This window comes from Candidatus Nesciobacter abundans (assembly GCF_008189525.1).
GTDB lineage: Bacteria > Pseudomonadota > Alphaproteobacteria > CAJXXZ01 > 1604HC > Nesciobacter > Nesciobacter abundans.
Genome location: NZ_CP043314.1, coordinates 557,189 through 573,238 on the forward strand (window position 1 = coordinate 557,189; position 16,050 = coordinate 573,238).

13 protein-coding genes and 1 tRNA gene are annotated in these 16,050 nt (G+C 30.9%); 4 read left to right on the top strand and 10 right to left on the bottom strand.

Features of this window, described 5'->3' with window-relative positions; all coding sequences use genetic code 11:
* Positions 1 to 41: 41 nt before the first annotated feature.
* Positions 42 to 1,574 (bottom strand): Npt1/Npt2 family nucleotide transporter, encoded by a 1,533-nt coding sequence (locus FZC36_RS02475; RefSeq protein ID WP_148972397.1) that lies wholly within the window; start codon positions 1,572 to 1,574, stop codon positions 42 to 44.
* A gap of 111 nt (positions 1,575 to 1,685) precedes the next feature.
* Here FZC36_RS02475 and FZC36_RS02480 point away from each other — a divergent pair, with 111 nt between their 5' ends.
* A complete protein-coding gene (locus FZC36_RS02480; protein WP_148972398.1) occupies positions 1,686 to 2,327 on the top strand; it encodes a S1 RNA-binding domain-containing protein in 642 nt (213 codons plus the stop codon).
* A 551-nt stretch (positions 2,328 to 2,878) separates the two neighbouring features.
* On the opposite strand, the gene FZC36_RS02485 is transcribed toward FZC36_RS02480, so the two are convergent.
* From FZC36_RS02485 to hflK, 3 genes are all read right to left on the bottom strand, one after another.
* Positions 2,879 to 4,282: an NAD(P)H-dependent flavin oxidoreductase gene (locus FZC36_RS02485; RefSeq protein ID WP_148972399.1), complete on the bottom strand. Its 1,404-nt coding sequence runs from the start codon at positions 4,280 to 4,282 to the stop codon at positions 2,879 to 2,881.
* A 105-nt stretch (positions 4,283 to 4,387) separates the two neighbouring features.
* Positions 4,388 to 5,260 (bottom strand): protease modulator HflC, encoded by an 873-nt coding sequence (gene hflC / locus FZC36_RS02490; protein ID WP_187440103.1) that lies wholly within the window; start codon positions 5,258 to 5,260, stop codon positions 4,388 to 4,390.
* Positions 5,257 to 6,600, bottom strand: a complete 1,344-nt coding sequence (gene hflK, locus FZC36_RS02495) for an FtsH protease activity modulator HflK (protein WP_148972401.1) — start codon at positions 6,598 to 6,600, stop codon at positions 5,257 to 5,259. Before hflK ends, hflC begins: the two co-directional genes overlap by 4 nt.
* A gap of 81 nt (positions 6,601 to 6,681) precedes the next feature.
* Between hflK and lepB the strand changes: the two genes are divergently transcribed.
* Together lepB and FZC36_RS02505 are read left to right on the top strand one after the other, a co-directional pair.
* Entirely contained in the window at positions 6,682 to 7,491 is an 810-nt protein-coding gene (lepB, locus tag FZC36_RS02500) for a signal peptidase I (RefSeq protein ID WP_187440104.1), read from the top strand.
* Complete coding sequence (locus FZC36_RS02505) at positions 7,457 to 8,134, top strand: ribonuclease III family protein (RefSeq protein WP_148972403.1); 678 nt, start codon at positions 7,457 to 7,459, stop codon at positions 8,132 to 8,134. The genes lepB and FZC36_RS02505 overlap by 35 nt, the downstream gene beginning before the upstream one ends.
* A 388-nt stretch (positions 8,135 to 8,522) precedes the next feature.
* On the opposite strand, the gene FZC36_RS02510 is transcribed toward FZC36_RS02505, so the two are convergent.
* Together FZC36_RS02510 and FZC36_RS02515 are read right to left on the bottom strand one after the other, a co-directional pair.
* Positions 8,523 to 9,497: an aspartate-semialdehyde dehydrogenase gene (locus tag FZC36_RS02510; protein WP_187440105.1), complete on the bottom strand. Its 975-nt coding sequence runs from the start codon at positions 9,495 to 9,497 to the stop codon at positions 8,523 to 8,525.
* Positions 9,498 to 9,652: 155 nt separating this feature from the next.
* Positions 9,653 to 10,201: a lysophospholipid acyltransferase family protein gene (locus FZC36_RS02515; RefSeq protein ID WP_187440106.1), complete on the bottom strand. Its 549-nt coding sequence runs from the start codon at positions 10,199 to 10,201 to the stop codon at positions 9,653 to 9,655.
* Positions 10,202 to 10,350: 149 nt separating this feature from the next.
* Here FZC36_RS02515 and FZC36_RS02520 point away from each other — a divergent pair.
* Positions 10,351 to 10,437, top strand: a tRNA-Ser gene (locus FZC36_RS02520).
* 275 nt (positions 10,438 to 10,712) lie between these two features.
* On the opposite strand, the gene glmS is transcribed toward FZC36_RS02520, so the two are convergent.
* The 4 genes from glmS to rpsT form a co-directional block, all read right to left on the bottom strand.
* Positions 10,713 to 12,440 carry a glutamine--fructose-6-phosphate transaminase (isomerizing) gene (glmS, locus tag FZC36_RS02525; protein WP_148972406.1) on the bottom strand — a complete coding sequence of 576 codons (1,728 nt, stop codon included), beginning with the start codon at positions 12,438 to 12,440 and terminating at the stop codon, positions 10,713 to 10,715.
* A 4-nt stretch (positions 12,441 to 12,444) separates the two neighbouring features.
* Complete coding sequence (locus tag FZC36_RS02530; protein ID WP_148972407.1) at positions 12,445 to 13,902, bottom strand: NTP transferase domain-containing protein; 1,458 nt, start codon at positions 13,900 to 13,902, stop codon at positions 12,445 to 12,447.
* 259 nt (positions 13,903 to 14,161) lie between these two features.
* Entirely contained in the window at positions 14,162 to 15,526 is a 1,365-nt protein-coding gene (dnaA, locus tag FZC36_RS02535) for a chromosomal replication initiator protein DnaA (RefSeq protein WP_187440107.1), read from the bottom strand.
* A 21-nt stretch (positions 15,527 to 15,547) separates the two neighbouring features.
* A complete protein-coding gene (gene rpsT, locus FZC36_RS02540) occupies positions 15,548 to 15,838 on the bottom strand; it encodes a 30S ribosomal protein S20 (protein WP_148972409.1) in 291 nt (96 codons plus the stop codon).
* Positions 15,839 to 16,050 lie beyond the last annotated feature (212 nt).

Here is a 16,050-nt window from a genome sequence, read left to right on the forward strand (position 1 = left end):
GTAAATAAATTACAGAAATTTCATAGAGATCTTAAACTAAATTAAGATTCTTGTACTTTTTCAGAATATTCTTTGGAAAGCATCTTTATAGAAACAAACCATAGAACGCTTATTAACAATATTACAACCATAAGGTATGGAGCAATTGCAAACTGACTAGATCCAGGAACAATCATAAGCAAAGCAGACTGTAACCAACCACCAAAAGATTTTGATATTCTACTTCCAGCAACATCTACTGCAGCCTTACCTTGGCTTTTAAGATCTTCATCCAAAGGAATATATGTCATTTCCTTAGTAGGATCGAACAAAGAATACTTTGTACTTTTGCTCGAAACATTTTGTATGGCTCCAAATATGAATGCCAAAAACCCAGGCCCAACACTAAACAAGCTAGCTAAAGGAGATAGGTATGATTCAAACACTACAAAGAAGAAGAAAAGCACACCAGTAGAAACCATAACAACAGGTGTTATAGAAGCCGCAACAGACCAGCTAAACTTAGAAACTATATAGTTACCTAAAGCAAACATGATTATAGAACTAACTCCTGTAGCAAGCTGTACACCTGCATAAGCTGCTGTGTAATCAGACTTAATAGGATATAAGCTTCTCATCTGACTTTTCCAAGTAACTTCTACAAGGTTCATCATTGAGTTGTAACAAAATATTAAAAGCATTATCAATCCAAGGTACTTAGAAGAAAATACAACTCTAAAGCTTTCTCTTAAAGAAGGTTTTTTCTTTTTCTTAGAACTATTAACTGGCTTTTTCTCTGCCAATTCTGGATCTGAAGAAACTATATATTTATTAATTCCCCAATAAATACCAGCCAATACAACCATTAATATGGTAACAGATACTATTATGTACTTGAATCTCAAATCGAAAACATCATCGCTAATTTTTCCAGACATGGATCTACTAAGTATATAAGAAGCCATTGAAAAACCTATGTTTCCTAACACACCAAAAGAAACATAAAATCTTTTTGATTGTGATGTTTTTGTTATTTTGTTAGCGAACTGCCAAAACAACATGCTCATACCAAAACTTCCCCATAACTCAGAGAAGAAATAAAACATAGAAAATATCCATAGTCCATATATAGGCATCAACCATTTAAACATAGGATAGGAGGTTTGTAATCTAACAATAGTATCCATAGATGGATGCAAAAAATCTCTATTAGGATACAAGAAAAATATAAAAACCAAATTAAAGATTATAAAAGGGGCTATTGTATAATAAAAAACATTCTGTTTCTTTTTTACAGAATTCATTAAAACACTGTAAAATATAACAAAAAGTATAGAACAAGGAAGTACCACAACACCTTTTAGGTAGTTAAGTGTTTCAGCCCCAGAGGTCACATGTGTTACAAAGAAACCATCCTTCAGTGTTCTTAAAATAGTGTAGTTGAAAAGGACGATAAACATCATCATAGCTAAAGGAAGATATTTCTTTATTTCACTTTTCTCTATAGGAAAAAATATCTTAACAAAACCTAATAAGACTTTGTTAATAGATTGGAAAAATCCAGTCACACCTTTTCCTTTATAATAATCATTCATTAATTTACTCCTGACAATAAGTTATATTACTAAAATATAAACTTTGCAATCTTGGAGCACTTTAACCTAAAATATTGCATAAAATTTTAATTGATTACATAATAAGAAGTAATGATCGTAAATATAAAACAAAGAAAGTACGAAAGAGATGTTGAAACTTCTGCTGAAGACATTGCTAATTTACAAAAAATAGCTCAGGGCATGTCTATGCCACAAGAAAGAGCTATAGTTCAAGGAACTGTAATTAGTGTAACCAAGGATCATGTTTGGGTTGACATAGGAGTGAAATCTGAAGGAAAAATTTCTATAGAAGAATTTAGCATGAATGGACATGGAGAAGTTCCAAGAGAAGGAGACATGATTGAGCTCTGGTTAGACAAATTAGAAGGACATAAAGGTCTTTCTATAAGTTACTCCAAAGTAAAACACATTAACTCTTGGAAAGCCTTGGATCAAATTTTCAGAACAGGAAGTTTGATAGATGGAATTATATCAAACCAAGGAAAGGGAGGATTCACAGTAAACCTTCTTCCTTGGGGTGTAAAAGCATTTTTACCAATCAGTCAAACAGATTTGAAAATAAGAAATCTTGCAAATACAGATCCTAAACTACTTTCTAAAGAAAAATTCACTTTTGTAATTATAAAAATGGAAAGAAAATGGAACATAGTAGTTTCTAGGAAAAACATAAGAGGTAGCGAAGAAGAAATCTCTGAGCAAACTGAAGAAAAAACAGAACCTGCAAGCAGTTAATCAAACTAAAACTATGTGTGGTTATCTTCAAAACACTGCACATTAATTACATCAAACAAAATACATTCTTAAATATAAATATTATATAAAATTTTGAAATTAAAATGAAAAATAAATATAACATTCATATTCTTAGAATAAAAAAATATCAATACAGTGAATATGAAAATAATTTTTATGCTCTATATACAAATTTCAGATTATAAGTATAAAAATATTCTTATACTATGAAACAGAATTCTTCTATCCTACCCATACATGTAGAACAAAAATATTTTCTAGAAATTTATTAATAAAAACCTATGTGTGAAACTTAATATAGTTCAAGTAAAAAAGAAAACTCTCAGTTAAAACTCTAAGCGTTTATTTTATTATATAATGTATTACTTTGCATGTATAAACTTAAGAAATTTAATATTACAAACTAAAATTACTTTGTAGGTAAAAAGATAAACATATCAAGATCATAGAAAATCTTGTGCGCATGAGTATAATTTTAAAAAAAATTCCTTCATGTTCTAAGCAATCAATCAGGTTGAAATTGTAAGGAATTAATTTCCGCTTTTTATAGCATCTATTAATTCTTTTACTGTTGGAATATATTTATTTCCATTCTTTTTATAAAGAGGATCCCCTGCAAATCTGTATGCATTATCACCACCAAACATAAGATTATTATCTACAGAATCTCCATGAGAAACATTATGCAAAGTTTTGTATATGCAAAAAGATCTTGGATCAGGTTTTTCACCAGAAGTCCCTGCTTCATTATCCCAATTACTAAACCTACATCTGCTTAAACAACCAACACAATTTATTTGATCTTCTTTAATTTGCTTTGCTTTTTCAGAATTCACAAACACTATTGTAGAGTCAGGAGTGTATAGCATTTTATCATGCCCTGATTCTATCCATGAAGTAACTTTTTCTAAATCTGATTCTCTTATATATATTGTTCTACGGATATTCTTATATGGTGTGTTGAATTCTTCATTAATTTCTTTTGAATACACAACTTGCCTATCACTTATACCTTGAAGATCTTGTAGAAAATCATTATTCACAGCTGAAGAATAAAACCCAGTAGGGCTAAATTTATTTATTTTTATATCACCTTGCTTTAAATCAAATAACTGCTGTTTCCACTCTTCTGATATAGGACTTTCTTGAGTAAGTAACGGTCTAGTTCCAAATTGAAACATTATAGGATTCATGAATGGATCATTAATCCAATCCTTCTCGAATTCTTTTAAGTTCCAAACTCCACCTGCTAAAATTATTGGAATATGCTTTAAATCCAAATCATTCATAGTTTCTCTTAGTTTTCGCACTCTTCCCAAAGAATCTTCAGGATTATTAGGATCTTCTCTATTTGATATACCTAAGTGACCACCTGATCTCCAAGGATTTTCATAAACCACAGCACCCAAATAGTCTTTATATTTCTTATAAGCCCTTTTCCATAGAACTTCAAAAACTTTAGCTGAAGATACTATAGGATAAAACATAACTTTGTATTTAGCAGCTATTTCACCTAACTGATAAGGGATTCCAGCACCGCAAGTTACACCATGTATCAAATCTCCTACTTTAGATAAAACTCCATGCAAGATTTCCTTTGTCTTAGCAAGTTCCCATAAAATGTTTATATTTATTAATCCATTACCATTAGATCTCTCTCTAGCTATTTTGACCTGAGATATTGTTGCTTCTATAGAATGATCAGCAAGCTGTTGAGACCTATCTGCTCTAGTAGCTCCGCTAAACCCATCTATTCCCTTTGATATAGTAATATGATTTCTAATTATGTCTGAATATACAGCAGATATAGTGCCTATTCCTCCGCAAGCAGCCCATGCTCCTGCGCTTTCTCCATTTGTAGCATAGATTCCTTTACCACCTTCTACTAGAGGAAGTATCTCTTTACCATTAATAACTAAATTTTTCAAAATCATTGTTGTATCCTTATATCCCTTATGCGCTTTTTCAAAGCTTTCAATTTACTTTTTATTTTTTTACTTTCAGGTTTAAAACTTTCATATGTTTAAACTCTGAAACTTTCATATATTTAGACTTTCCATATATTTACTCTTACTAGAAATTAAGAAAGTTTTCTTGCCAGAGAGCGCTTTTCTATAATTATTATATTCCATAAGCTTCTTTGCAACCTCTGGATCAACCACATACGCGCTATTAACTATCTTTATATATTCTGAATCTGCTTTTCCAATTATAGATGCGCTTTCTCTTTCTGCTTTAGAAATAATACTCATAGAATCAAGATCCGCCTTTGATTTTATTCTCTTATAAGAACGTAAAGCCTCACCTCTCCATTCTTGCGCTTCTTTTAATCTTTCAGTAATCATTCTCTTGAAAACAGAATCATTATTTTCTTTAGGGAAAGCAATCTTCTTAACACGTACCTCCATTACACCTATACCAAGCAAATCAACAGATTCCAAAAGTTTATTTTTTATTTTAGAAATAGTCTCCGCTCTCCTAGAGGATATCACATCTTTCAAATTATATTTACCCAAAACATCTCTTACTTCTCCAGCAATAATCACTCCTAATCTTTTAGAAGCAGACTCATAAGTCCTTAAGCTTTCATAAAATCTAACAGGATCTTTAATATAATATCTAGCAAAAATATCTATAATAATCCTCTTTTGATCTCCTAAAGTCATTTCTAACTCTGAAACATCGCAACTTAGAACTCTCTTTTCATAAGTTTCTACAGACTGCCATGGTAGAATAAAATGCAAACCAGATTCTTGTACTGTCTTAACATATTTACCAAATGAATTAACAATCGCCTGGTTCGATTCCTGCAAAGAAAATGTACAAAAGAATAATATAAAACATAATGTAATTAAAAATGATATAAAAGGCACTAAGATGATTTTTGTAAAGAAGGATTTAATTTTATTCACGAAACACCTCCATTGTAATTTTGTGATACAAACCCATGACTTCCAAAATCTACTGAATTACTTTTGCTAGACAAAACTTTTTTCGTAGATTTATTATCAGCATTTTTTGTAATTAGTTTTTTATGCATTAATTTCCTAGATTTATCATATTCAGAAAACTTTTCTGTATTTAGTAATTTCAAGCTGTCCAATTTAGAACTATCCATACCTACAGAAATGAAATTATTATTCATAGCTGATCCTGGAACTACGTAAACTGTTTTATCATGCAAAACATCTGATATGCATTCTAGATTCATAAAAAACAAACTCAAATCTCTGTTATTTTTTATTTCTTCATATTTTTTCAAAAATGCACCACTTAAACCTTTAGCTTTTTCTATTTTTTCCACGTAGTAAGATTTAGCATTATTTATAATTTTCTCAGCCTCACCTTTTGCTGAAGGAATTACGAAATTTGCGTAACTTTGAGCTTCATTTATCTTTGTTTCTTTCTCAAGCTTAGCTTTTAAGACATCTCTGTAAGAGCTTATAACTGAGCTAGGAGGATCTATTTTTCCCATTTGTACATCAACTATATCTATACCTATGTCATAAGAAATAATTGCTCTATTCAAGAGATCTGTAACCTTGTTACCTATTTCATCTCTATCAAGCGTCAAGCATTGTTCAGTATTATATAAAGAAATTACATACCTAATAATGCTACTAGCAGCAGCATTTATTATCTCATCAGGTCTTTTAGCCTTAAACAAATAGTTCTTTAAATTAGAAATTCTCCAAAATATAACCATATCTACTAATAATAGGTTTTCATCCTTTGTAATCATTAAGTTATCTTTTAGATCTGAAGAGGTGTTTATCTTGTGCAATATAGTTACATCCCTTTTTAAGGTTTCTTCTATAGGTTTTGGAAACTTCCAATGCAAACCAGGGCCAACTTCGTTAATGACTTTACCGAACCTCATTACGACAGCCTTCTCATTCATCTTAACCATAAAAAATCCTGAAGAAATCCAAATCACAAATACCGCACAAAATGCCCTGAAAATATTTTTACTACTAAGAATACTGCTTAATCTATTTTGTATATCACTACCTAGAAAATTAAATATATCACTATTAAAGCCAAATTTCTTTTCTTTTACGTCATCGATATCTATGTATTGATCTGACTTCTTAGTTCCAGAAAATAGACCAGCATTATTACTTATAAGCAGAAAAACTATAATAAATAATATAAAAGGAAAGAATTTAAAAAAATAATAAACCAAAATAGGAATTGCAAATGCCTTAAAAAACACATTCAAATTATATATCAGCATGCCGCCTTTGTACATAAATAAATTAAAATAAACAAAAATGTTGTAGAACTTTTCATAAATAAATAATACAATCCCTATAACTTTTAAGGAGTGATTTTGACAAGTAATTTTTCCAAAACAGAATTCACAAGAAACAATAATAAAAAAAAGACATCTTTATCTTTTTACATAATTTCTATTCTGATTTTTCTAAGAGTGTTTGTAATTGAGCACTACATAGTGCCATCCGAATCTATGTCCAGAACAATGGAAAATGGAGACATAGTATTAGCGAAAAAATACCACGGCTTTTCCAGGATGTCTATTCCATTTATAGGAGGAATGCTTCCTTTTTTGAAAAACCCAATCTTTGCGCAAGAGCCTAAGAGAGGAGAAGTAATTTGCTTCTCACTAGAATCAGAACCTCAAAAACTATATACAAAAAGAATAATAGGCGTAGGTGGAGATTTAGTGCAAGTAAAAGAAGGTATCATATACATAAATGATACTCCTTTAAAAATGACTCAAAAAGGTACTTATAACTTACTTCATGACAACGGAACTACAACAACAATGAATGTTTTTGAAGTTGAAATATCTGAAAATAAAAAATATGAAGTTTTAAGGAAGCAAGAATTAAATGATACAGACAGAGCTTCAGATAACACTCCTGTATTCAAAGTTCCTAAGGATCATGTTTTTTGCATTGGTGACAATATGCATTACTCTCATGACTTCAGGTTCTTCACATTCACATCTTTTCTACATAAAAACAGAATCATAGCAAAGCCTTTTATAATTATTTTTGGATCTAAATACAGAAATAACGCAAATGTTTCTTGGTCCCAATGGATTATTAGACTTCCTTATAGTATATTAATGAGTATAGTAAATGTTCGATTTAACAGAGTTGGAAAAGAAATTTAAACACCTTAATGCTTTGGAAAAAAAGCTGGGTTATTCTTTTAAAAATATAAAAAACTTAATACATGCAATGACTCACCCTAGCTTTCACAAATCTGATTTTGAAATGTTGGAATTCATAGGAGACAGGGTGCTGAATCTAGCTATAGCCAATAAACTATGGAATAAAAAATACAAAAGTGAAAAAGAGTATGCTGAAAAACTAGCAACTCAAGTCAATCGCTTCTCTCTTCTAAAGATTGCCAACATATGGGAATTAGATAAATATATACTTTGGTCTGGATCAGACATAAAAAGCATTTTGGTAGATGCTTGTGAAGCAGTAATAGGTGCAATCTTTATAGATGGAGGATGGGAAAAGGCGAACGACCTAATACATTCTAGTTGGCCAGATGAAACAATGTGTTTCGAAGAACTAGACCCTAAATCAGTACTGCAACAATGGGGACACAAAACAGCAGCATCTTATAAGTACAAAACCATAGAAAAAGTAGGACCTGCTCACAAACCACAATTCACTATACAACTTACAGTTAATCAATATATAGTCACAACAACAAGCACCTCGAAAAGAACTGCTGAAAAACAAGCTGCTCTAGAGTTTCTTAAAAAATATACAGATTTAATACCTGATCAAATAAAATAATCTAAAAATCATTGTAAACATCAAAGCTCCAACTAAAATATGTAATGTGTGGTAAATTAACCAAAACTGTTAGAAAATTTTATCTCTAAACAGAAAAACAAAAATTGAAAAGAGAGCTCTGAAAAGGATTCGTATTCTATTAGAATTAAAATAAAGTCCTTGAAAGCTATAGAGCTCAATAGAGCTTACTATCAGCACATTCTCTTAAGTATAATATTGTCCATTAATATAAAACCAACAAACTATACGATATTAAATTACATAAAGTTATTAAGTGCTTAAAAATTCAAATATAAGACTGCTTATATTTTTTTACAAACACCTTTATGAACATGTTTTTATAAACATATGCTTTGTAAATCTTTAATAACTATTTTCTAGTTATTTATTATTTTTTCTTAAAATCCAACAACTCAGCTATCTGTACTGCATTCAAAGCAGCTCCTTTTCTTAAGTTGTCATAACATACCCACATGCTCAAAATTCCATTTGCTCTTCTGACTCTACTGATAAGTATTTTGTCAGTATTGGCAGACTGTCTAGGCGTAAAATATTTACCTTTCTCATCAGCAACAGAGAATAAATCAGAACTTTTCAGACATTTTACAGCATCTTCTACTTCCAAATCACACATAACATGCAATGCAATACTATGACCTACCATTACTGGAACTCTTACTACAGTTATGTTAACAGGAAATTTGGATTCCATAATTTTATGAGTTTCACTTGTTATTTTAAACTCTTCCTCAGATTTTCCATCATCAAGAGCTTCACCTACTTGAGGCAAAATATTAAAAGCTATTTCTTTCTCAAAAAATTGAGGCTGTATGACACTAGACATCAAAGACTCTTTTGTTTCATTCAACAAAGCATTTAAAGCCTTTGTCCCAGCTCCAGATACAGATTCGTTGATTGATGCAAACATTCTTTCTATTTTTGTTTTTTTCCTAAGATTGTTTAATATAACTGAAATTGCGATTGCAACACAGTTAGGGGAACATATAACCTTGGTTTCAGAATTAATTTTATGAGGGTTAACTTCAGGAACTACAAGAGGTATATCTTTATCCATTCTAAGAAGCTCTGATTTATCTATGAAAATTGCATCAGAATCAGATATAGGCCCAAGTAATTTTCTTACTGAATCTTTAGATGAGGCACCAAAAACCAAATCCACTTTATTAAAGTCAAAGTCTTCAGATATTTCAGTCTTGTACAACTTACCATCTATAGTAACTTCTTTTTTTGACCTACTTAAAAGATGAAGAGATGAGATAGGAAATTTTCTTTCATTAAGAATACTAACTATTTTTCTGCCAACTAATCCAGTTGCTCCTATAATTGCTATTTTTACATTCACAATCGGATTTTACATAAAGAGCATAATTTTGGCAACACACATTTTTTTATATCTAAATAAGTATCAAAAGAAATAAGTAACAGAAGTGTGCAGTATCTAAATAACTTAAGGTATACATAAACCAAACAATAAAAACACAGATATATTTATTTTTACTAACCTATATATTTTCTTAGCAATTCTGGATCTGGGCTTATTTCATCAAAAAACCTTAAATAAACATAACCTTTTTTGATAAAACCTGGTCCTTCCCAACATTCTGCACTATTAGTTTTGGCAGGAACTATATTCATACCTACTTCTTTGGCAAGCTTGAATGCACCTTTCTTGTAAGGCACTTCTTTTCCTATAGGCACCCTAGTACCTTCAGGGAAAATAACCAATGTTTTCCCTTCTTTAAAGGCATCTTTAGCCTTGTCCATCCATCCAAAATTATACGTAGCTCTATCTATTGCAATCATATTCATCTTTTTCATATATATAGAAAATAAAGGAACTTTCATTATGGATTTTTTCATTATAAAAACAGGTCTTTCCAAAACAGAAAGTAACATTATAATTTCGTAATATGATTGATGATTACAACATATAATCTTAGGGCCTGGCTTAAGTTTGTGCAAATCTATAATTTCACTAGAAATACCGAAAACTCTACCTATAAACAAAAAACTTTTAGCCCAAATCTTTACACTCTTATAAACCATCTTTTCAGAAAACAGAAAGGGGAGAGAAATTATAAAAAAGATTACTGCATATGTATACATAACAAATATAAAAAAATAAGATTTAATAGCACGAAGCAACTTAACAACCATCTACACATGATATACTTTTTTATGATACAATCAATCTTGGACAGATGGCTGAGTGGCTGAAAGCACCGGTCTTGAAAACCGGCAAATGTGCAAGCATTTCGTGGGTTCAAATCCCACTCTGTCCGTTTTTGTAAAACTATTAGTAAACTCAATAAATTTAAGAAGCACCTCTAAAAGCACTTCAGTTGTAAAAGTCAGAATACAATTAAAATAAAAAAAATATTAAAGCATTCCTAATTAAAAAACTACTAATCTATCTTTTAAATACTTTAAGAATAAATGAAGTGTCAATCAGAGAAGTAAAAATGCTCAACATAAAAATAAAAATGCATCAGAAAATATAATACTATAAAATTCGTACATATTTTTTTATAACAAACTGTTTTCAGATCATGTCAGATCATTCCACTGTTACAGATTTAGCTAAATTCCTGGGATTATCCACAGAAACACCTTTGCTCAAAGCAAGGTCATAAGCTAACCACTGGAATGGAAGTATATATACAAAAGGAGCCAGATCATCTTCTACGTAAGGCATTTTTACAGTCATATACAAGTGAGTAAATATCTCAGGCTTATCTGTTAGAACGACAACTTTTCCTCCTCTTGTATTTATTTCTTCTATAGAGCTTAGTATTTTTGTCCAAAATGGGCTTGAAGAAGGAGCCATAACTATAAGAATTTTTCCTGAATCTACCAAAGCAAGAGGACCATGCTTCAGTTCACTCAAGCTCATACCTTCAGAATGAATATAAGCCAATTCTTTTATTTTTAAGGAAGCTTCTTTAGTGATCGGCACCAAATTACCTCTAGCCAAAATAATCAAGTTATCTTTATTAGAACAAGCTGCAGAAACTGGCCCAGCTAACTTAGGAATTATTTCTAAAAATGAATTCATTTCTTTAAAAAGATCATATAATTCTGTAGTTCTATCTACTCCTGCAAGTTTTGAAGTCCATATAAACAAAGAAAGCATTTGCCCTGTCATAGCTTTAGTAGAAGCAACACTTATTTCATGGCCTGCAAATGTAGGAATTAGATAATCCACTTCTCTAGCAATTGCGCTTCCCATACTATTTATAAACCCAATAGTTTTTTTATCCTTCTTGGCTCTTCTTAGAGCTGCTATAGTATCAGCAGTTTCTCCAGACTGGGAAACAAGACCAACCAAACCACTATTTATGTTATTTACCCATTCTGATGCTATACATGCATTAACAGGTATTTTTGCTATCTTTTCTATCCAGTGCTTTCCAACGCAACTTGCATAATAAGCACTTCCACATCCTAGTAAATGTATGTATTCCGGAGTATCCATCTCTGGCCATTTGAAATTATTAATACTCTTAAGAACATTCATTAAAACAACTGGCTGGCTATAAAACTCACTCATATACCAAGTTTGTTGAGATCTATCATTATTGTCTATCTTTATTATTTCTCTCTTTTTATTGTTGAAATTCGGCAAAACATGTATGTCATTTGGGGCAACATATCCATATTGTCCATCTTCTAAATCAAAAACATGATCAGCTATTCCAGATAAAGCAGAACAATCTGATGAAACACACGCATAATCTTTTCCAACAGATATAGAAATTGGGCTCAATCCCTTTCTAACAAAATAAATTTTATTTTGATCATTAAGATCTAAGAAAGACACAGCAAAAGATCCTTCTAAAGTTTCACATATTTTTTGTAAAACAAGATCCCAATCATTATTAAACTTTTGCAAATAATCGTAAGCCATTTTTAATAACACTTCAGTATCAGTTTCAGTTTTCCATTCATAATCTGTAGATGATTCTTTGATTTCTAAATGATTTTCTATGATTCCATTATGAACCAAAGCTATATTCATATAAACAAATGGCTGACTATTTCTTATACTTCTAGAACCATGAGTAGCCCATCTAGTATGACCTATTCCTATTTTTCCATTCATATTTTTTAGATATTTTTCTAAATTAGATACAGATCCAAGCTCTTTATATACATCAAATTCACTTTCATCTACAATGCACATCCCACAAGAGTCATACCCTCTGTACTGCAGTATCTTCAACCCTTGAAATAATGAGTCACTAACATTTTCAGTCTTATGGACTATTCCTATTAACCCGCACATAAATTCACTTCCTCTTTGTTAACTCTTTCTGCCCTGCTCTTGCAACGCATGTACTACCATCAGAAACATCTTTAGTAATTACACTTCCTGCTCCAATAACGCTCCTTGCTCCTATAGAAACAGGGGATACATATGTTGTATTTCCTCCTAGGAAAGCACTCTCTCCAACAGTTGAAGAGTGTTTATCCTTCCCATCATAATTACAAAAAACAGCTCCAGCTCCAACATTAACATTTTTTTCTATTTTTACATCTCCCAAATAGCATAAATGTTTAGCTTTAGAGCCTTTTCCTAGAAAGCACTTCTTAGTCTCCACAAAAGATCCTACAGAAGAGTTTTCCATAAGGATAGTGCCTGCTCTTAAATTTGCAAAAGGACCAACAGTGCAGCTTTCATTTATCGTAGAATTTTCTATAACGGTAAAGGATTTAATTCTGGCATTTTTCTTTATACATACCCCTGTTCCTAAAACAACATGAGGCTCAATTATTACATTTGTATCTATTTTAGTATCAAAAGATAAAGTTACCGAGCTTGGATCCAAGAAACATACACCTCTATCTATCGCTTCCTCTTTCCATTTTCTTTGCAAGGATTCAACTGCTAAAGAATATTCCCCTAAAGTATTTATACCTGTAACAAAATTAGTTTCTATCATACCAACTTTTAGTCCGATTTTATTAGCTATTTCTACACATTCTGTAAGATAATACTCTCCATTTGTATCCTGAATTTTACTAAGCAATCTTTCTGCTATATTTTTGTTTCTAAAAACAAACCAGCCTGCATTGAAAAACTCAGTTTCTTTAGGAAAAACCTTAGCTTCCTTAATTGATTCAACTACTCCTTTTTCAATGATTATTCTGCCATACTGGTTTGGCAAACTCGAATATAAGTCTTTCCTAAATCCACCTAGAGCGACATCATTTCCATTTTTCATTGCATGCAAAGCTTTATTTATATCACCATGAGAAACTAAAGGAGAGTCTCCTAGCAAAATAACTATAGGTTCAAAATTATCAATCAAGTCAAGCGAACTTTGTACTGCATGACCAGTGCCAAGCTGCTTTTTCTGTATGCAATAACTAACTCCATTCAATTCATTCTTATCGAATTCATCATTAACTACCACTATTACTTCAGATTTCAAATTAGTAGTTTTTTCATTAGATATTACATCATGATTCTTTGTTCCAGAATTATGATCTAAGTCTCCTTGAATATGTTTGTCGTGTTTTTCATTTAATACATTTTCTTCTGAATCTGAATTTATAGCTCCAATATCCTCTTCGCTCACAGGTAGATTATTTAAATCATGAACTATATCTATTACATAATCTATTATTCTCTTTCCACATAAGTTCATTAAAATTTTCGAACCTAATTTAAATCTAGAACTTTTTCCAGCTGCCAAAATAATAGCATTTATAGATTTAAATGCTTTATAATCTTCAGAGTACATGGACTATTTTATACATAAACTCAACATAAATCAAAATGGATAATATGTAGATAATATAAGAAACCCAAAGCTAAAACCGCAATATCCAACTAAGAGCTCATATTTTCTTTAAAAAGACATTTCTAACAATAGAGTAATAAATTTCAATAAATTGTATAACCTGAAACAAAGCTGAATATACAAAAAGTCTGAATATAAAAATCAATTAAGCATGTAAATTAAATTAAATATAGTTATAAAGATAAGGAAATATTATATTTTATTTTAAGCTGTTTCTGATATCTTCTATTTCACACATTACTGAAGCATCTTGCTTGGAAAGCTTTTCTACTTGCCTAATGCTATATAAAGCAGTTGTATGATCTTTTCCTCCAAATAATCTACCTATTTCAGGCAAAGAGCTATCTGTCATATCTCTACACAAAAACATTGCGAACTGCCTAGCCTTAACTATTACTTTCTTCCTGCTAGAAGACATTATATCTGATTCATGTATAGAATAATGGACACAAACTTTCTTAAGAATATCTTCTTTTGTGATCTTTTTCTTTGCTGTAAAATCATTCAGTACACTTTTTGCAACCTCTATAGTTATAGGTCTATTAAACATTTCGAAATATGCAAAAACTCTATTTAGAGCTCCAGATAATTCTCTTACATTACTTGTAACATGCTCAGCTATAAACTCTAAAACCTTTGGGTCAACTTTTTTACTTTCAGTTTTTTCTTTTAAGATACTTAACCTAAGTTCATATGTAGCGGGGTAAACATTAACTACTAATCCACTACCAAGCCTGGATCTCAATCTTTCTTCTATACCAGAAAGCTCAGATGGAGGTTTGTCAGCTGAAATCACTAACTGCTTGCTTTGAGAAATAAGATATACAAAAGTATGGAAAAATTCTTCCTGAGTAGACTCTTTTCCAGCTAAGAATTGAAAGTCATCAATCATAAGCATATCAACAGATCTAAAGTCATCCTTAAATGCCATCATATCTCTTCTTTTTAAAGCATTTATAAACTTAACCATAAATTGCTCTGCTGATATGTAACAAACCTTCTTGTTTCCTTGCTTAATAACACTCCAACCCATAGAATGCATCAAATGAGTTTTTCCCAATCCAACTTTTCCATAAATAAATAGTGGATTAAAGCTTCTACTATCAGAGCTAACAACTCTATAAGCAGATTCGTAAGCCATTTCATTTTCCTTACCAACCACAAAAGTTTCGAAGGTCATATTTGGATCTAGAGGCAATGAATATTCCTTCATGTCTAGATTAATTCCTGATTGCGCAGCATTAAAGCCATTTGTATTTTCAGATTCCTGATTTTTAGGATCTGTTGCTGCATTTAGAGAACTCTCTGGAGATAGCTCTACAGAAGCAGAGATTCCAAACTCTCTACTACAAACATCTTGTATTAAATCTAGATATTGCTCATTTATCCATTTAACAGCAAACCTAGAATTCAGAAATAAACTAAATTGAGAATTATCTACTTTATGATCTGGATTTTTAAACCAGTTAGAAACAGTTTGAGAGCCTAATGCAATGTTTAATTTTTCATGCACACGTTCCCAAATTTCAGAAGAATTAACTGAATTTCTCTCTAAATCTTTCAAAATCCAATTCTCCTTATTAAATTATACGTTGTTTTGTTTTAATTGGTTGTTACGTATCTTAGCCAACCTGCTTACAGTCCTGGAAGCTTTGTTTTTATGAACAACACCTTTTTGACCACACTTAGAAATAAGTCCTTGAATTTTTGAAAACTCTTCATTAGAAACTGGATTCAAAGCTTCATTTACAGCTTGCTTCTTATTTCCAGTAACTTTTTTCATGAACGTCTTCATTTTACTTCTACTACTCTTATTAACAGACCTAAGTATTGTTTGCTTTTTAGCACTTTTCTTAGTAGATGCATGATTAGCCATTTTTTACCTCATTCTTAAACATTAAGAAAATTATACAACATATTTTCTTTTCTACAAATATCCAAATAAAAAAAATAACAAATATATCTATAGCCACCAAGCCTAACAAAATCTACTTCTTTGATAGAGTCAATATATCAACCACTATAAAATCTCAGAACGAAAACTAATATTAAGTAAACTTACCTGCCTTACAATTATTGTATTCTGCA